Origin of the sequence: Sediminicoccus sp. KRV36 (assembly GCF_023243115.1) — a bacterium.
Classification (GTDB): Bacteria; Pseudomonadota; Alphaproteobacteria; order Acetobacterales; family Acetobacteraceae; genus Roseococcus.
The window spans coordinates 633,559-650,376 of record NZ_CP085081.1 but is presented as its reverse complement, the minus strand read 5'-3'; the positions used below and the strand labels follow the sequence as shown (position 1 = coordinate 650,376).

The window sequence follows — 16,818 nt, the reverse complement described above, 5'->3', positions numbered from 1 at the left end:
CTGCCGCATCGAAGGAGAACCCGATGCTGCCCAGCCTCTTGAATCACGCGCCTGACGCGCTACCGCTCCATGTGGTCACGCCGGACAGCTGGGCGGGGCTGCCCGGCGCTGCCTTCGCGCGCGCCGCCGGCTTCACCGGCAAGCCCGGCGAAATCGCGCTGCTGCCGGGCGAAGCCGGCCTGGGTGCCGCGCTGTTTGGCGCACCCCGGCTGGCCGAGGGCTATGGCGCGCTGCCGCATGGCCTGCCGGAGGGCAGCAGCTGGCGCCTGGTGGGTGGTGATGCACAGGCGGCCGTGCTCGGCTGGGCGCTCGGCGCCTATCGCTACACGCGGTTCAAGCCGGGCAAGCGCGCTCCGGCGCGGCTCTTGGCGCCATCCGGCACCGAGGCTGCGCAGGCCATCGCCACCGCCATCTGCCGCGCGCGCGATCTGATCAACGCGCCGGCCAATCACCTGGGCCCGGCCGAACTGGCGGCGGCCGTCGGGGAGGTCGCCGCCCTGCATGGCGCGGCATTTCGCGTGATCGAGGGCGAGGAACTGGCGCGCGGCTTTCCCGCCGTGCAGGCGGTGGGCCAGGGGGCCAGCCAGGCCGGTGGCATGGGCGGCCCGCGCGCGCCGCGCGTGGCCGTGCTGGAATGGGGGGCCGCCGATGCGCCGCTGGTGGCACTGTGCGGCAAGGGCGTCTGCTTCGACACCGGCGGGCTCGACCTCAAGCCAAGCAGCGCCATGCTGCGCATGAAGAAGGATATGGGCGGGGCCGCGGTCATGCTGGCGCTGGCGGAAGCACTGATGGCGCAGCAGGCGCCGATCCGCCTGCTGCTGCTCATCGGCGCGGTCGAGAACAGCGTGAGTGGCGATGCGTTCCGGCCGCTGGACGTGATCCGCACGCGCCAGGGGCTGACGGTCGAAATCGGCAATACCGATGCCGAGGGCCGGCTGGTGCTGGCCGATCTCCTGACCTTCGCGGCGGAGCACAAGCCGCGCCTGATCCTCAACGGCGCCACGCTGACGGGCGCGGCGCGCGTGGCGCTGGGCCCGGATCTGCCGGCGCTGTTCAGCAATGACGATGCGCTGGCGGAAGCCCTGCTCGCCGGCGGAGGCGCGGCGGGGGATCCGCTCTGGCGGCTGCCGCTGCATGATGGCTACGCCGCCTGGCTGGACAGCCCCATCGCCGACCTGAACAACGTGGCGAGCAAGCCGATGGGCGGCGCCATCATCGCGGCCCTTTTCCTGCGCCGCTTCGTGCCCGATGCCATCCCCTGGGCGCATCTGGATCTCTACGCCTGGAACGATGCGACGCGGCCGGGGCGGCCCGAGGGCGGTGAGGCGACGGGAATGCGCGCGGCCTTGGCCGGGCTGCAGAAATATTTACAGTTTCCCGCATAGGTTGTGCTTGATCTTTGCTCGGGGATGGGACAGAAATGAATTTCTTGCAATCTGTCGGGTGGTCAGGTCTAGTGAAACGGCCGAGACGCCCAATATCTCGAACACAATCCTGACACGCTGCGCGACGGGCGCGGGGTGGCTCAAACCGGTGCCCTGCCCCCGGCACCTGAAGGAATATGCCCATGTCTGTCCAGATCAACCCTGACCAGCTTGTCGGTATCCTGCGGGACACCACGGTCGCCCTGGTGCGCCGGGATGGGCCGGACCTCTCCGCGCGCCAGTTGGGGGTCTTCCTCTCGGTCTATCTCAGCCCGGGGCCCCACACGGTGCGCGGCCTGGCGCAGGACCTGAACGTGTCCAAGCCGGCCATCACCCGCGCGCTGGATCGCCTGGGCGAGCTTGATCTTTCGCGCCGCAAGGTGGACCCGATGGACCGCCGCAGCGTGCTCGTGCAGCGCACCCTGAAGGGCTCGGTCTTCCTGCGCGACCTGCGGCAGACCATGGCGGAAGCCGAGGGCCTGGTGGCCGAAATGCCCCTGCCGGAGATGGTCGAGGCCTGACCTCTCACCGGCTCAGTAGCCGGCGGAAAAATCCACCAGGTTGATGAGTGGGCGGCCCTCACGCGCCCGCCGCAGGTTTTCCACGACCTGCGGTGCGGCGCTGGAGGGGATGGTGATGGCCGAAGCATGCGGCCAGACCAGCACCTTGGGGTGGGTCCAGAAGCGGTGATCCGCCGGCAAGGGCTCAGGCTCGAAGACATCGAGCGCCGCCGCCGCCACATGGCCCGAATCCAGGGCGGCCAGAAGATCCTCCGCCACCACATGTCCCCCCCGGGCCGCGTTGATCACAAATGCGCCGCGCGGCAGCCAGGCGAGGCTGCGTCCATTGATCACGCCGCGTGTCTCGGGCGTCAGTGGCAGCAGGCAAATCAGGATATCCGTCTGCCGCAGCATGTCTTCCAGGCCATCTGACCCGGAAAAACCTTGCACGCCGGCCATCTGGCGCGGGTTGCGCGTCCAGCCCATCACCGGAAAGCCGAGCCCCAGCAGCGCCTGCGCCGAAGCGGCGCCGAGCTGGCCCAGGCCCAGCAGGCCAATGCGCCGCTTCGCGGTATCGGGGGCGGGCAATTCATCCCAGATCCGGGCCGCCTGTTGCGCCCGATACTCCAGATCCTGCCGATGGAAGCGCAGCACGTTCAGCAACACCCATTCGGTCATGCCGGTGGTGAGGCGATGGTCCTTCAGCCGCGCCACGGGGATGCCCGGCGGCGGGCCGGGCGGGCGCAGGAGGTGATCCACCCCCGCCCCCATCGAGACGATGAGCCTGAGGTTGGGGTAGCGCCGCAGCTCCGCCATGTCGTGCTGGGTCCAGCAGACGGCGGCCTCGATCTCGGCGGGGTCCCCCGCATCGGGAAAGAGCCGGATGTCGAGCGTCGGGTCCTCGGCCAGCAGGGCATCGCGCCAGGCGTGCATGGCATTGGCTTTGGTGGAGAGAAGGATGGCCATCAGGTCGCCTCCGTGGCGGGGAGGACGACGCCCTCGGTGTTGTGGAAACTGCGCACATAGGCGCGCCAATCATCGCGGCGGGTGGCCACGCGCTCCGTGCCGTCGGGCAGCTTGGCGTAGAGGCTGAGGATGCCGCGGGCCCACATCATGTCGAAGTTCAGGTCGCTCAGCAGCACATGGGCGGCGGTGCGCATGAAGACATCCTCCTTGATCCTCGGCTGCACCTTGGCCAGCCACCACCAGCAGCCTGCGGCCAGCACCGCGGCACCCACATAGAAATGGATGAGTGCCGTCGCCAGGAAGGAACTGGTCAGGATGAGGCCGGCCGGGATGATGTTCTCGCCATAGCGATAGACCGGGCTGCCCGGCGAATTCATCTTGCGGATGTGAATGCCGAGCTTGACCAGCTCCATATCCATCAACGCCTGGAGCTTCTGGCGCTCCTGGCCGGCCCAGGGGTGGGCTGGGGCTTCTTCCGTCTCGCTCAACTTGGCTCGTTCCCATGCGCCGCGCGCAGCTCAAAGGCGGCGGCCATCAGGGCGCGCGTATAGGGCTCGCGCGGGTTTTGCGTAAGGGCCTCGGCCTCGCCCGCTTCCACGATGCGGCCATCCTTCATGACGATGATGCGATGCGCCATGGCGCGCACCACGCGCAGGTCATGGCTGATGAACAGGTAGGCCAGGCGGTGCTTTTCCTGCAAACCGCGCAGCAATTCCACCACCTGGGCCTGCACGCTGACATCCAGCGCCGAAGTCGGCTCATCCAGCACGACCAGGCGGGGCTTGAGCACCAGGGCCCGCGCGATGGCGATGCGCTGGCGCTGCCCGCCCGAGAATTCATGGGGGAAGCGCTCGGCCATCGCGGCCTCCAGCCCCACTTCCTCCAGCGCCTGGGCGACGCGGCGGGCGCGATCCGCCGTGCGCAGGCCGGGTTCATGCACGGTCAGGCCCTCGCCCACGATCTCGCCCGCATTCATCCGCGGCGAGAGCGAGCCATAGGGGTCCTGAAAGACGATCTGCATGCGGGCGCGCAGGGGCCGCATCTGTGCGCGCGACAGCGCCTGGATATCGCGCCCCTCGAAGCGGATCGTGCCCTGGCTGTTTTCCATGCGGATCAGGGCGAGGCCCAGCGTCGTCTTGCCGCTGCCGCTCTCGCCCACCACGCCCAGCGTCTCGCCCTCACGCAGGGCGATATCCACGCCATCCACCGCCTTCACCTGCGCGACGACGCGGCGCAGCAGCCCGCGCCGGATGGGGAAATGCACGCGCACATCCTGGCCCTGCAGGATTTCGGCGGCAGCTTCGGGGATGGCCGCCGGCCGGCCGCGCGGCTCGGTGGCCAGCAGCATGCGCGTATAGGCGTGCTGCGGATGGGCGAAGACCTCGGCCACCACGCCCTGCTCGACGACGGCGCCATCCTTCATCACCACCACACGGTCGGCATGGCGACGCACGATGGCGAGGTCATGGGTGATGAGCAGCATGGCCATGCCCAGCCGCGCCTTGAGGTCCTGCAGCAATTCGAGGATCTGCGCCTGGATCGTCACATCCAGCGCCGTGGTCGGCTCATCGGCGATGAGCAGCTTGGGCTCATTGGCCAGGGCGGCGCCGATCATCACGCGCTGCCGCTGCCCGCCGGAGAGCTGGTGCGGATAGGCGCCGATGCGCTCCTCCGCATTGGGCAGGCCGGCCCGTTGCAGCGTGGCGATGATGGCCTGGCGCAGCGCCTCGCCCCGCAGCGGGCGGTGCAGGGTGATCGCCTCGCCCACCTGGCGGCCGATGCTGTGCAGCGGGTTCAGCGACGTCATCGGCTCCTGGAACACCATGCCGGCGACACCGCCTCGCAGCCGGTGCAGGGCGGGGCCATCCGCCGTCAGCACATCCGTGCCATCCAGCGTGATGCGCCCCTCGGGATTGCTGCCGGTATTGGCGAGGAGGCGGAGGATGGAGAGCGCCGTCACGGATTTGCCGGAACCGCTCTCGCCCACAAGTGCCACCGTCTCGCCGGCATTCACCGTGAAGGACACGCCGCTGACCACGCGCTTGCCACGAAAGGCGACGGCCAGGTTCTCGACGGAGAGGAGCGTCATGGTGACTTGCCCGGCCATGCTGGCTGCCCGGTCCAGGGCCGCGCTTCGAGGATCCGCGGCGCATCGTCGCGGCGGAGGGGTTCAGCGTTCCGAGGCCCGGGCCGCCCGGCGTCTGAGGGCACACACCGCATCAGGAAAGGCTCCCGCCAGGAAGCTTTCTGGGATCAAACGCATCCCGCACCGCCTCACCGATGAAGATCAGCAAGGTGAGCACGCCGCCCAGCACCACGAAGCCGGTGAAGGCCAGCCAGGGCGCCTGGAGATTATTCTTCCCCTGGCTGAGCAATTCACCGAGCGAGGCAGACCCCGGCGGCAGGCCGAAGCCCAGGAAATCGAGCGTGGAGAGCACGGTGACGGAGCCTGACAGAATGAAGGGCAGAAAGGTGAGTGTGGCGACCATCGCATTGGGCAGGATGTGCTGGAACATCAACCGGGCATCCGCGACCCCCAGCGCGCGGGCGGCGCGCACGTAATCCAGGTTGCGGCCGCGCAGGAACTCCGCGCGCACCACGCCCACCAGCCCCATCCAGGAAAACAGCAGCAGGAAGATCAGCAAGGTCCAGAAGGAAGGCTCGATCACCGAGCCCAGGATGATGAGCAGAAACAGCTGCGGCATGCCGGACCAGATTTCGATGAAGCGCTGGAACAGCAGATCCGTCCAGCCGCCATAATAGCCCTGCACCGCGCCCGCCGCGATCCCGATGACCGAGGCGAAGATGGTGAGGGTGAAGCCGAACAGCACCGAAATCCGGAAGCCATAGATCACCCGCGCCATCACATCCCGCGCCTGGTCATCGGTGCCGAGCCAGTTGCGGGTGGATGGCGGCGAGGGGGCGGGCGTGCCGAGATCCCGCACGACGGTCGCGTGGCTGTAGCGGATCGGCGGCCAGACCACCCAGCCGCGCGACGTCACGTCGCGCATGAACTCCGGATCATGCCAATCGGCCTGGGTGGGAAGCCCCTCGGGGACGATGTCGCTTTCGGCGTATTCGACGAGGACGGGAAAGAACCAGTGGCCGTCCACCTTCGCCACCAGCGGGCGATCATTGGCGAGGATTTCGGCAAAGAGGGTCAACACGAAGAGCGCGCCGAAGACATAGAGCGAGATCATGCCGCGGCGATTGCCACGGAAATTGGCGATGCGACGGCGGGCAAGTGGGGATAGCGTCATCGAGGGGCTCGGCCCCCGGGGCAATCCGCCGCGCAGCTTTGCATGAACCGGCGCCCGGGGAGCCGTGCCCCCGCCGGAAGAAGGCGAAGCGGCAAAGCCCCCTCGCGGTAAACCGAACCAGGCGTCATGCAGCGCTCAACTCAAATACCAATCGCTCACGCGGCGCATCCGCGATGCCGGCGCGCATCGCCTCCGCATGCGGAAAGGGGCCGGGCAGGTGCAGCGTCTCGCTCTCCAACGTGATGCGTGGCACCGCCAGCGGCCAGGGATCCAGCGTCGCCGTGCGAGCGCCGGTGCGGATCAGCGTGGTGCCGTTGCAGTCGAACCGCTCCTGCCCCCAGCACAGGCCGAGCGCGATGGAATCCACCATGGCGATCTTGCGCTGATTGACCGTCACCTGTGCTTCATCCACGCCGAGCTTCGCCATCAGCTCGGCACTCCAGGCCACCTCACGCGCCATGTAGCCCTGCATGGCCGCGAGGCTCTCGGCACTCGGCGCCATGCGATTGCCGAGAATGCCGAGGCGATAGATGTGGCTGCCATGGCGCAGGATCAGCAGCCCGGCCCAGAGTCCCCAATTGGCCAGGGCATCGCGCACGCCCTGCTCCCACATGGGCACATGTTCGGCGCCGGAGAGGGCGTTGAAATGGCGCGGCAGGCCGGTCGTGGCGTCGAATTCGGGCGCGGTTTCCCAGCCCATCCAGGCGCAATCATGCTGGGCGGCGGCATTGACCACAGGCTCCAGCGGCACGGGCGGTTCGGCCAGGGCGCGCATGAGTTGCCCCGCGATCACCGCATGGGCCGGCTGCGGCGTGGCCAGGATGCTGCCATCGGGTTGAGACCAGAGGATCATCGGTTTCCGTCCTGCCGAGCGAGCGAAGCGAGGGAGATCAGCACGTCGGTCTTGCTCACCTTCGTGATTCGAAATCAATGCGCGGATCCACCAGCGTATAGGTAAAGTCGCTGACGATCTGCATGACCAAGCCCAGCAGCGTGAAGATGTAGAGCGTGCCGAACATCACCGTATAGTCTCGCCGGATCGCCGCCTCGAAGCCGAGCAGCCCGAGGCCGTCGAGCGAGAAGATGATCTCCACCAGCAGCGCGCCGGTGAAAAGAATGCCGATGAAAGCCGAGGGGAAACCCGCGATGATGATCAGCATCGCGTTGCGGAACACATGGCCATAAAGCACCCGCTGCTCGCCTGCACCCTTGGCGCGGGCGGTGACGACATATTGCTTGTTGATCTCCTCCAGGAAGGAGTTCTTCGTCAGCATCGTCAGCCCGGCGAAACCGCCGATGACCAGCGTGATGGTGGGCAGGAAGACATGCCAGGCGTAGTCCGTCGCGCGCTGCCAGAAGGGCCAGGTCTCGCTGCCTGAGCTGTGCAGCCCGCGCAGCGGAAACCACTGCACGAAGCTGCCGCCGGCAAACAGCACCACCAGCAGGATGGCGAACAGGAACCCCGGAATCGCATAGCCCACCAGCACCACGGCGCTGGTGGTGAGATCGAAGCGCGAGCCGTCCCGCACCGCCTTGCGAATGCCGAGCGGAATGGAAATCAGATAGATGATCAGCGTGGACCAGAGACCCAGAGAGATGGAGACGGGAATCTTCTCCACCACCAGGTCCCAGACCGGTCGGTCGCGGAACAGCGAACGCCCCAGATCAAAGCGCATATAGCCCCAGAGCATCTCGCCGAAGCGCACATGGGCCGGCTTGTCGAAGCCAAAGGCGCGCTCGATCTCGCGCACCACCTCGGGGTCCAGCCCGCGCGCGCCGCGATATTGCGAGCCGCCGCCCTCGGCCGTGGAAGCCGGCTGCGGGCGGGTTTCGTTGTTCCCCTCACCGGTCAGACGGCCCATCGTGTCACCCTGGCCGCGAATCTCGGCGATCATCTGTTCGACCGGTCCGCCAGGTGCGAATTGGATCACGGCGAAGTTGATGAGGATGATGCCGAACAGCGTCGGGATCACGAGCAACAGGCGGCGCAGCAGGTAGCTGGTCATGGGTGGGTGCACGCCAGCGAGGGGGCGCTGCCCCCTCGCGCTCCCCCGCCAGGGATTTGCATCCCTGGACCCTGAAATCTGGTCGCATTTCGGTGGGGGGGCATGGCGCGGGCGCCATGCCCCCCCACCGAAATGCGACAAAACCCAAAAGGGGTCCGGGGACCAACGGTCCCCGGCGGGAGGGTTCGGGAGGGCAGAGCCCTCCCGCAGCGCACACCCACCATCACAGGCTCCGCTTCGCCTCTTGCAGGGCACGGTCCCGCGTCGGATCAATCCACCAGCTGTCGAGGCCCAGCGCGTATTTCGGGTTGCGTTCCGGCCGTCCGAAGCGGTCCCAGAAGGCGATCCAGAAGGCGCGGTTGTGCCATTGCGGGATGACGAAGTTGCTGTGCAGCAGCACGCGGTCCAAGGCCCTGGTCCGCGCGATCAGCTCCTGCCGGTCCGGCGCCATGATCACCTGCTCGACCAGCGCATCGATCACCGGATGGCAGATGCCGGCGATGTTCTGCGAGCCGTTTTCCTGGGCCTTGGCGCAGGTGAAGTAGTCGCGCTGTTCATTCCCGGGCGACAAGGATTGCCCCATCACATCCACCGTCATGTCGTAGTCGAAGGCATCGGTGCGGACCTGGTATTGTGCAGGGTCCACCGTGCGGACGCGGGCCTCGACACCCAGGCGCTGCAGCCATTGCACATAAGGCAGGGCGATGCGTTCGAAGCTGGCGCCATTCAGCAGGATTTCGAATTCGAAGCGCTGCCCCTGCGCATTCACCAGGCGCCGGTCCCGAATGGTCCAGCCCGCCTGGCGCATGAGATCCAGCGCGCGGCGCAGCCCCTCGCGGTTATTGCCGCTGCCATCGGTGGTGGGCAGGCGGTGCTCCGTGGTGAAGACGGATTCCGGGAGCTGCGCGCGGAAGGGCTCCAGGATGGCGAGTTCACGCCCCGCCGGCAGGCCGGAGGAAGCGAGTTCGCTGTTGGAGAAGAAGCTGGTGGTGCGCGCATAGGCGCCGTTGAAGATATTCGTGTGCAGCCATTCGAAGTCGAACACCTGCAACAGCGCCTCACGCACACGCGCATCCTGGAAGAGCGGCCGGCGCAAATTCATCACGAAGGCCTGCATGCCGGTGGGCAGCTGGTGGCGGATTTCGTCGCGCTTCACAAGGCCGCGGCGCACCGCCGGGAAGTCGTAGCCCGTCGCCCAGTTGCGGGCGATGTTCTCCGTCCTGAAATCAATCTGGCCGGCCTTGAAAGCCTCGAAGGCGACGGTCACGTCGCGGAAATACTCATAGCGCATCACATCGAAATTCTGCGTGCCGCGCCGCGTGTTGAGGTTCACCGCCCAATAATCGGCGACGCGCCGATAGGCCACGCTGCGCCCGGATTCGAAGCGGTCAATCCGGTAGGGGCCGGAGCCCAGCGGCACGTCGAGCGTGGGGCGGGCGAAATCCCGCCCGTCCCAGAAATGCTTCGGCAGGATGTTCATCTGGCCCAGGATGAGGGCCAGCTCGCGGTTTTCATTCGTGCGGAAGCGGAAGGTGACGCGGCGGGGGCTCTCCACCACCACCTCGCTCACATCGCCCCAATAGGCGCGGTAAAAGGGGCGGCCCTGGCTGCGCAGCGTGTTGAAGGTCCAGGCCACATCCTCGGCCGTGATGGCGCGGCCGTCATGCCAGCGGGCGGTGTCGCGCAGCTCGAAGCTGACGCCCATGCGGTCGGCCGGGATTTCGACGATCTCGGCCAGATGGGCATATTCGGTGCTCGCCTCATCCGCACTTTCCATCAGCAGGCTGTCGTAGAGGTTATTGAGCCCCACCGCCGCGGTCCCGCGCAGGATGAACTGGTTGAAGCTGTCATAGCTGCCGAGTGCCGTCAGCGCGATGTCGCCCCCTTTGGGCGCATCCGGGTTCACCCAGGGAAAATGCGGGAAATCCGCCGGCAGGGCCGGTTCGCCCAGCAGCGAGAGCGCGTGGGTTCGCAGCGGCGCCGTGGTTTGGGCGGCCCCGGGCAAGGCTGCGGAGAAGGAAACCAGGCCGAAGCCGGCAGCGAAAAGATCACGACGTTGCATGGGCCAGAGATTGGGGGTGCCGGGCGCCCAGGGCAACCGCCAAGTCAGCCGAGAAGCGAAACGATCTCGGGCAGCAGGGCCGGATCACCCACGGCAATCACCTCGCCACGGCTGTCCAGCGTCAGCGCATGGCCCTGCCAATCCGTCATGCGCCCGCCGGCGCCCTCGATCACGGGCACCAGCGCGGCCCAGTCCCAGGGCTTGAGCGTGCCTTCGACGACGGCATCCACCAAGCCAAGGGCGATCAGCCCATAGGCGTAGCAATCGCCACCCCAGGTCACGCGCCGGGCAGCCTGGCGCACGCGTTCGAATCGGGCGGCACCCTGGGCATCGAAAATCTCGGGCGATGTGCAGGAAAGTTCGGCCGTGGCCAGCGTCGGGCAGGGCCGGCAGGCGGCGATACCGCCCATCGGGCTGGTGAAGCGGGTGGGCTCCCCCACGATGCCGATCCAGCGCTCCCGCGTCACCGGCTGGTCAATCAGCCCAAGCACGGGCTCGCCGTGGCGCAGCAGCCCGATCAACGTGCCAAAGAGGGGGCGGCCGGTCAGGAAGGCGCGGGTGCCGTCAATCGGATCGAGGACCCAGAGGTATTCGGCATCGCCGCGCTCCGTGCCGTATTCCTCGCCCATGATGCCGTGGCTCGGGAAGCGCTCGGTCAGGTAGGCGCGCAGCGCGCGCTCGGCCGCACGGTCCGCTTCGGTCACGGGGGAGGCATCGCCCTTGGCCTCCACGAGGAGGGCCGAGCGAAACAGCGGGCGGATGATCCCGCTCGCCAGATCGGCCGCGGCCTCGGCCGCGGCAACGAGTTCAGCGTGGATCAGGGCAGCGGCGCCGGGGTGGTAGCCAGGCTGCGCAGATAGGCAATCACATCCGCGCGCTGCGCCGTGTTGGGCAGGCCGGCATAGGCCATGCGGGTGCCGGCCATGGCGCGGTTGGGGGCGGCGATGAAGGCGTTCAGCGCCTCGTAATCCCAGGGCTTGTCGGCCAGGGCACGATTTGCGGCGCTGTAGTTGAAGCCGGCCATCTGGGCGTGATTCTTGTTCACGATGCCCCAGAGGTTGGGGCCGACACCGGCCCGCCCGCCCTCATTGAAGCTGTGGCAGGAGGCACAGAGCCGGCCGGCCAGGGCGCGCCCATTCTCCGCATTGGCGGCGGCCAGCAGCGGGCCGATCGGCTCCAGCGCGGGGGCGGCGGGCGCGGCTGCGGCGGGGGCTGCGGTCTGCGGCGTGGCGCCGATGCTGATCGCCGCGTGGTCCAGCCGGTGCGGGTGCACCACCAGGCCGCCGATCACGCCAGCGCTCATGAACGCAATGCCCGCGGTGAGAACCGCCGCGAACGCCTTGTTGACCTCCAGGCTCATGCCGGGCTTACCCTTCTCAACGGATGGGCGGCTTTCGCGCCGTTTGCGCAATGCCTTGCCCTGACTTATTCGTGCTTCTCAATACAGGCGGTGCTGCGCCGCATCAACCGTCCCTGTCCTGGTTTGACCCCCGGCCTTGACCGCAACTTCGGATTTTTGCGTGAACCCCATCATCATCATCCCCGCCCGCATGGCGGCGACACGCCTGCCCGGCAAGCCGCTGGCCGACATCGGCGGCCGCGCCATGATCATCCATGTGCTGGAACGCGCGAAGGAGGCCGGGATCGGCCCCGTGGCCGTTGCGGCGGGCGAGCCCGAGATCGTCGCCGCCGTGGAAGCGGCCGGGGGCCGCGCGGTCCTTGTGGCCGATGATGTGCCGAGCGGGACGGACCGCATCCACCGCGCCCTGGCCCAGCTGGATCCCTTTGGCGCGCATGATGTCGTGGTGAACCTGCAGGGCGATTTCCCGACGCTGGAGCCCGGGCTGCTCTGGTCCGTCCTCAAGCCGCTCGCTGACAAGGCCACCGATATCGGCACGCTGGTCTGCCCCATCGCCGATGAGGCCGAGGCGCAGACATCCTCCTTCGTCAAGGCGGCCTGCGCCTTTCCGGAGGGGGTGGAAGTGGCGCCCGCGCTCTATTTCAGCCGCAACCCGATCCCCTGGGGGGAGGGTCCGCGCTGGCACCATATCGGCGTCTATGCCTATCGCCGCGCGGCGCTGGACCGCTTCGTGAAGCTGCCGGAATCGCCGCTGGAACGGCGCGAGCGGCTGGAACAACTGCGGGCGCTGGAAGCCGGCATGCGCATCGGCGCCGCGCGGATCGAGCATGGGCCCTTTGGCGTGGACACGCCCGAGGATCTGGAACGCGCCCGCCATATCCTGGGAAAATCATGACCAATATCATCGCCTTCCAGGGGGTTCCTGGCGCCTATTCCGATCTGGCCTGCCGCCACGCGTATCCCGGCTGGACCACCCTCCCCTGCCCCAGCTTCGAAGCCGCGATGGCCGCCGTGCGCGATGGCCGGGCCGCGCTCGCCATGCTGCCCTGCGAAAACAGCCTGGCCGGGCGCGTGCCCGATATCCATCGCCTGCTGCCCGAATCCGGCCTCTCCGTGATCGGCGAGCATTTCGAGCGGGTGGAGCATTGCCTGCTGGCCCGGCCAGGCGCGACCATCGAGGGGCTGCGCCGCGCCCATAGCCACCCCATGGCGCTGGGCCAGGTGCTGAAGGTCATCAAGGAGCTGGAGCTGACGCCGGTCATCCAGGCCGACACCGCGGGTGCCGCCGAGATCATCGCGCGCGACGGCACGATGGAGGATGCGGCCATCGCCAGCGCCCTCGCCGCCGAGGTCTATGGCCTGGACATCCTGCGCCGGAATGTCGAGGACGCGTTGCACAACACCACGCGCTTCTACGTGATGTCGCGGGAGCGGAAGCTGCCGCCAGTGCCCGACGTGCCGCATCCCGTCACCACCTTCGTCTTTCGTGTGCGCAACATGCCGGCCGCGCTCTACAAGGCGCTGGGCGGCTTTGCCACCAACGGCGTGAACATGACCAAGCTGGAGAGCTACATGCTCGACGGCGCCTTCACCGCAACGCAGTTCCTCTGCGACGTGGACGGCCATCCGGATGACCCGAACCTGTTCCGGGCGCTGGAGGAGCTGCGCTATTTCTCCCGCGAGCTGCGCGTGCTCGGCACCTATCCGGCCAGCCCCTTCCGCCTGGCGCATGAGGGGCGGTAGGCGCCCGACCACCAGCTGGGCCGTGCTTCCTGACGGCAGCCCGGGCCGTTGTGTTCGCGCGGAATAGGCCGCCACAGCCATTTTTCCGCCGAAGCCGCAACCGCTGGCGGCTCACCGCATGCCGCGGCCACGCCGCGCGAAGCGCATCTGCCGCGATGCGTCGCGCGGGGCGACGGGTCCGGCGGCACCCCTGGACGTGCCGGCCCGCCACGGGCAGTTTCATCCTCAGAGAGGGAACCCCCATGGCCGAACCGGATTACGTCTATATCCCCGAAGCGGAGCTGGAAGGCTTCGTCACCCGCATCTTCACCGCCTCCGGCTGCACACCCCATGAAGCAGCGCGGATTTCCAACCACCTCGTCGGTGCCAACCTGTCCGGGCATGACAGCCACGGCGTGGTGCGCGTGCCGCGCTATGTGGAGTGGCAGAAGGCGGGCTATGTGCTGGCCGGGCAGACGGTGGACACCATCACGGATGGCGGCAGCTTCGTCCTGCTGGACGGCAAATTCGGCTTCGGCCAGACGGTGGCGCAGCAGGCGACCGAGCTTGGCATCGAGCGCGCCTTGCAGAATGGCGCCTGCATCGTCGGGCTGCGCAATGCCGGGCATATCGGCCGCACGGGCGACTACGCGGAAATGGCCACGGCCCAGGGGCTGATTTCCATCCATTTCGTCAATGTCGCGGGTTCGGTCCTGGTCGCGCCCTTTGGCGGCACCGAGCGGCGCTTTTCCACGGCGCCCTTCTGCGTGGGCGTCCCCCTGCCGCAGGGGCCCGTCATCCTGGACTTCGCCACCTCCTTCGTCGCGGAGGGCAAGGTGCTGGTCGCTTCCAACGGCGGCAAGGCACTGCCGGAGAACGCACTGATCACGGCCGAAGGCCAGATGTCGGGCGATCCGCACACCCTCTATGGCGACTACGCACCGGTCGGGCCGCGCAATGCGGCGGGCGGCACCGGCGCGATCCGCGCCTTTGGCGACCACAAGGGCTCGGGCCTCGCGCTGATGTGCGAATTGCTGGCCGGCGCCCTGACGGGCGGTGGCTGCTCCGGCCCCATCACCGAGCGTGCGCGGATCGCGAACGGCATGCTGTCCATCTATCTCTCGCCGCAGCATTTCGGCGATGAGGCTGCCTTCCACCAGGCCGCGCAGGGCTACATCTCCTGGGTGAAATCCTGCCGCGCGGCCGATCCCGAGGCGCCGATCCTCGCCCCGGGAGACCCCGAGAAGCAGCGCCGCGCCAAGCGGCGCATCACGGGGCTGCCGCTTTCCCGCGATGCCTGGCAGGGCATTCTCGACACCGCTGCCTCGCTCGGCATCAACGGCCCGCAGGGCATCTGAGGTGAGCGCCACCGCATACGAGGTCTATCGCGCCGCGCGGGAGCGCGTGGTCACCGCCGCCAGCCGCCGAATCCCGCAGGCCTCGGCCGCCAGCCAGGCGCGCGCGCTGGGTCTCTGGCGCGGCAAGGAAGTGAAATTCACCAATGAGGCGCAATTCCTCCTGGTGCTCGATCTCGGCATCCTCGGCCCGGTGGGCGGCCATACCCGCGCGCTGGACCGCGAGGCCAAGGCCGGCGACTACCCGGAGGGCAGCGATGAGGCGCGCGTGCTGGCGGCCCTCTCGCGGGCGGCTTTCACCATCTTCCGCGTGGGCGGGGCGCATCCCGAGGGCGGCATCATGGCCGAGGATCTGCTGCGGGGCACACCGCTGCATATCCAGGACCAGGTGCTGGCGCGTGACGAGATGCAGGGCTGCGCCTTTGCGGGCCGGCTGATGCGCCTGGATGGCTTCGAGATGACCTGCGGCGCCGTGGCACCCGTGACGGATGAGGTGATCGAGGCCTTGCTCGGCCGGCCGGCACCCATCCAGCCGACGCCGCAATTCCTGCCGGCCCTGACGCCGCTGATGGACGCCGATGTGGCGGCGCTGCGGGCGGCGGCCCTGGCCGAGGATTTTCCCGCCAGGGTCTATCGCACCTCGCTGGAACATGGGCTGTTCGGCCGGCTGCCGGACTGAGGGCGGCCGCGCTATTCCGCCCCGGCCCCCTGTCACCAGAGGGCGGCGCGTCAGCGCCCGGTCATGATCCGATCCACCAGCTGCTTCACGCTCGGCACGAAGCCGTTCGAGTAGAAGGGATCGGAGCTGAAGCGATAGGCATTATGCCCGGCGAACATCAGGTTGTGCTCCAGGCTGCCATCATGCGCGATGTCCTGCAGCGTCTTCTGGATGCAGAAGCTGCGCGGATCGGCCTTCTTGCCGGTGCTGTAGTCGGGCTCGATCTGCGTCCAGTTGCTGAAGCGGCAATGGCTGAGGCAGCCCATGCAGGCCACCTGATCGGCCAGGATCTCCTGCGCATTGGCGGGAGTGACGAAGATCAGCGTCGTATCGGGCGTGCGCATCGCCTCGGTATAGCCGGCCGCCGTCCAGGCCTCGGCCCGGGCGCGGTCACCCGGCGTCAGCCAGACCAGGCGCTTGCGGGGGCCCACGCCGAATTCGGCCGTGTGCTCGCCCACGGGCTCGGTCGTATAGGCGACCTGCCGCTCGTTGCGGGCCTCCAGGTCGCGCAGGAAGTCATTGCGCACGGCCGAGGAGTAGAAGCCGGTGGGCGAGAAGGGCTGCAGCAGGACATCGCCCGATTGCAGGTGGATCAGGCGCTGCTTCCAGGCATCGCTGATGGGGCTTTCCTGCGTCAGCAGCGGGCGCGTGCCGAATTGGAAGGCGATGGGCCCGAGCTCGGGGTTGTCGATCCAGTCGGACCATTCCTCCAGCCACCAGACGCCGCCGGCCATGATGATGGGGGTGGCGTCCAGGCCGAAGGCGCGCATCTGCTCGCGCAGCTTGCGCACGCGCTCATAGGGGGCTTCGGGCTTTTTCGGGTCCTCGCTGTTGGAGAGGCCGTTATGGCCACCCGCCAGCCAGGGATCCTCATAGACGACGCCACCCAGCCACTCGCTCACCTTGCCATAGCTGCGCTTCCACAGCGCGCTGAAGGCCCGGGCGGAGGAGACGATGGGATAGTAATGGACGCCGAAATCCTTGGCGATCTCGGCCAGGCGGTAGGGCATGCCGGCACCGCAGGTCACGCCGTTCACCAGGCCCTTGGCACCTTCGAGCACGCCGCGGATCACCCGCTCGGCGCCGCCCATTTCCCAGAGGATATTGGCATGGATACGGGCATCCTTGCCGCCCACGTCACGGGCTTCGCGCGCCTGCGCGATGCCGCCCGCGATACCATAGGCGACGAGTTCCTCATGCCGGTCACGCCGCGTCTTGCCGGCATAGATTTGCCGAATGGTGCGGCCCTCGGCGTCATAGCTGTCGGCGTTCACGGCCGAGAAGGTGCCCACGCCGCCAGCAGCCGCCCAGGCGCCCGCGGTCAGCCCATTGCTCACCGCAACGCCCTTGCCGCCCTCAACGAGCGGAAGCACGTCCACGCCGCCCATGCGGATGCTGTTGATCGCCTTCACTGTGCCGTCCCTGCCGTGCCAGATTTCAGGATA

Annotated in this window: 16 protein-coding genes; 6 read left to right on the top strand and 10 right to left on the bottom strand. The window is 68.0% G+C overall.

Annotated elements, in window-relative coordinates:
• The first annotated feature begins 23 nt into the window (after positions 1-23).
• Positions 24-1,385 carry a leucyl aminopeptidase family protein gene (locus LHU95_RS03095; RefSeq protein WP_248709915.1) on the top strand — a complete coding sequence of 454 codons (1,362 nt, stop codon included), beginning with the start codon at positions 24-26 and terminating at the stop codon, positions 1,383-1,385.
• Between the two features lie 176 nt (positions 1,386-1,561).
• Positions 1,562-1,945, top strand: a complete 384-nt coding sequence (locus LHU95_RS03090; RefSeq protein ID WP_248709914.1) for a MarR family transcriptional regulator — start codon at positions 1,562-1,564, stop codon at positions 1,943-1,945.
• A 12-nt stretch (positions 1,946-1,957) separates the two neighbouring features.
• On the opposite strand, the gene LHU95_RS03085 is transcribed toward LHU95_RS03090, so the two are convergent.
• The 9 genes from LHU95_RS03085 to LHU95_RS03045 all read right to left on the bottom strand — a co-directional run bounded on the left by LHU95_RS03085 (position 1,958) and on the right by LHU95_RS03045 (position 11,578).
• On the bottom strand, positions 1,958-2,890 hold the full coding sequence (locus LHU95_RS03085; RefSeq protein WP_283094285.1) for a glyoxylate/hydroxypyruvate reductase A: 933 nt from the start codon (positions 2,888-2,890) through the stop codon (positions 1,958-1,960).
• Positions 2,890-3,378 carry a hypothetical protein gene (locus tag LHU95_RS03080; RefSeq protein WP_248709913.1) on the bottom strand — a complete coding sequence of 163 codons (489 nt, stop codon included), beginning with the start codon at positions 3,376-3,378 and terminating at the stop codon, positions 2,890-2,892. Before LHU95_RS03080 ends, LHU95_RS03085 begins: the two co-directional genes overlap by 1 nt.
• A complete protein-coding gene (locus LHU95_RS03075) occupies positions 3,375-4,979 on the bottom strand; it encodes an ABC transporter ATP-binding protein (protein WP_248709912.1) in 1,605 nt (534 codons plus the stop codon). Before LHU95_RS03075 ends, LHU95_RS03080 begins: the two co-directional genes overlap by 4 nt.
• 130 nt (positions 4,980-5,109) lie before the next feature.
• On the bottom strand, positions 5,110-6,150 hold the full coding sequence (locus LHU95_RS03070) for an ABC transporter permease (protein WP_248709911.1): 1,041 nt from the start codon (positions 6,148-6,150) through the stop codon (positions 5,110-5,112).
• A gap of 124 nt (positions 6,151-6,274) precedes the next feature.
• The gene (locus tag LHU95_RS03065; protein ID WP_248709910.1) at positions 6,275-7,003 is read right to left on the bottom strand and encodes a DUF3891 family protein; all 729 of its coding nucleotides are present in this window, start codon (positions 7,001-7,003) and stop codon (positions 6,275-6,277) included.
• Positions 7,004-7,058: 55 nt separating this feature from the next.
• Complete coding sequence (locus tag LHU95_RS03060; protein WP_248709909.1) at positions 7,059-8,156, bottom strand: microcin C ABC transporter permease YejB; 1,098 nt, start codon at positions 8,154-8,156, stop codon at positions 7,059-7,061.
• Positions 8,157-8,379: 223 nt separating this feature from the next.
• Positions 8,380-10,218 carry an extracellular solute-binding protein gene (locus LHU95_RS03055; protein WP_248709908.1) on the bottom strand — a complete coding sequence of 613 codons (1,839 nt, stop codon included), beginning with the start codon at positions 10,216-10,218 and terminating at the stop codon, positions 8,380-8,382.
• A 44-nt stretch (positions 10,219-10,262) separates the two neighbouring features.
• Positions 10,263-11,036 carry an inositol monophosphatase family protein gene (locus LHU95_RS03050; RefSeq protein ID WP_248711490.1) on the bottom strand — a complete coding sequence of 258 codons (774 nt, stop codon included), beginning with the start codon at positions 11,034-11,036 and terminating at the stop codon, positions 10,263-10,265.
• Positions 11,036-11,578 (bottom strand): c-type cytochrome, encoded by a 543-nt coding sequence (locus tag LHU95_RS03045; RefSeq protein ID WP_248709907.1) that lies wholly within the window; start codon positions 11,576-11,578, stop codon positions 11,036-11,038. The genes LHU95_RS03050 and LHU95_RS03045 overlap by 1 nt, the downstream gene beginning before the upstream one ends.
• Before the next feature lie 160 nt (positions 11,579-11,738).
• On the opposite strand from LHU95_RS03045, the gene LHU95_RS03040 reads away from it, so the two are divergent.
• The 4 genes from LHU95_RS03040 to LHU95_RS03025 all read left to right on the top strand — a co-directional run bounded on the left by LHU95_RS03040 (position 11,739) and on the right by LHU95_RS03025 (position 15,334).
• Positions 11,739-12,473, top strand: a complete 735-nt coding sequence (locus LHU95_RS03040; protein WP_248709906.1) for a 3-deoxy-manno-octulosonate cytidylyltransferase — start codon at positions 11,739-11,741, stop codon at positions 12,471-12,473.
• The gene (locus LHU95_RS03035) at positions 12,470-13,321 is read left to right on the top strand and encodes a prephenate dehydratase (RefSeq protein WP_248709905.1); all 852 of its coding nucleotides are present in this window, start codon (positions 12,470-12,472) and stop codon (positions 13,319-13,321) included. Before LHU95_RS03040 ends, LHU95_RS03035 begins: the two co-directional genes overlap by 4 nt.
• A gap of 242 nt (positions 13,322-13,563) precedes the next feature.
• Positions 13,564-14,658, top strand: a complete 1,095-nt coding sequence (locus LHU95_RS03030; RefSeq protein WP_248709904.1) for a malate/lactate/ureidoglycolate dehydrogenase — start codon at positions 13,564-13,566, stop codon at positions 14,656-14,658.
• 1 nt (position 14,659) lies between these two features.
• Complete coding sequence (locus LHU95_RS03025; protein WP_248709903.1) at positions 14,660-15,334, top strand: hypothetical protein; 675 nt, start codon at positions 14,660-14,662, stop codon at positions 15,332-15,334.
• Positions 15,335-15,384: 50 nt separating this feature from the next.
• Here LHU95_RS03025 and LHU95_RS03020 read toward each other — a convergent pair whose 3' ends face one another.
• On the bottom strand, positions 15,385-16,785 hold the full coding sequence (locus tag LHU95_RS03020) for a nitronate monooxygenase (RefSeq protein WP_248709902.1): 1,401 nt from the start codon (positions 16,783-16,785) through the stop codon (positions 15,385-15,387).
• Positions 16,786-16,818: the final 33 nt, after the last annotated feature.

Bases quoted from the DNA above. Each gene is read 5' to 3' on its own strand.
- LHU95_RS03075 (WP_248709912.1), bottom strand. From the start codon at position 4,979: ATGACGCTCCTCTCCGTCGAGAACCTGGCCGTCGCCTTTCGTGGCAAG.
- LHU95_RS03035 (WP_248709905.1), top strand. From the start codon at position 12,470: ATGACCAATATCATCGCCTTCCAGGGGGTTCCTGGCGCCTATTCCGAT.
- LHU95_RS03030 (WP_248709904.1), top strand. From the start codon at position 13,564: ATGGCCGAACCGGATTACGTCTATATCCCCGAAGCGGAGCTGGAAGGC.
- LHU95_RS03095 (WP_248709915.1), top strand. From the start codon at position 24: ATGCTGCCCAGCCTCTTGAATCACGCGCCTGACGCGCTACCGCTCCAT.
- LHU95_RS03055 (WP_248709908.1), bottom strand. From the start codon at position 10,218: ATGCAACGTCGTGATCTTTTCGCTGCCGGCTTCGGCCTGGTTTCCTTC.
- LHU95_RS03045 (WP_248709907.1), bottom strand. From the start codon at position 11,578: ATGAGCCTGGAGGTCAACAAGGCGTTCGCGGCGGTTCTCACCGCGGGC.
- LHU95_RS03085 (WP_283094285.1), bottom strand. From the start codon at position 2,890: ATGGCCATCCTTCTCTCCACCAAAGCCAATGCCATGCACGCCTGGCGC.
- LHU95_RS03090 (WP_248709914.1), top strand. From the start codon at position 1,562: ATGCCCATGTCTGTCCAGATCAACCCTGACCAGCTTGTCGGTATCCTG.
- LHU95_RS03065 (WP_248709910.1), bottom strand. From the start codon at position 7,003: ATGATCCTCTGGTCTCAACCCGATGGCAGCATCCTGGCCACGCCGCAG.
- LHU95_RS03070 (WP_248709911.1), bottom strand. From the start codon at position 6,150: ATGACGCTATCCCCACTTGCCCGCCGTCGCATCGCCAATTTCCGTGGC.
- LHU95_RS03060 (WP_248709909.1), bottom strand. From the start codon at position 8,156: ATGACCAGCTACCTGCTGCGCCGCCTGTTGCTCGTGATCCCGACGCTG.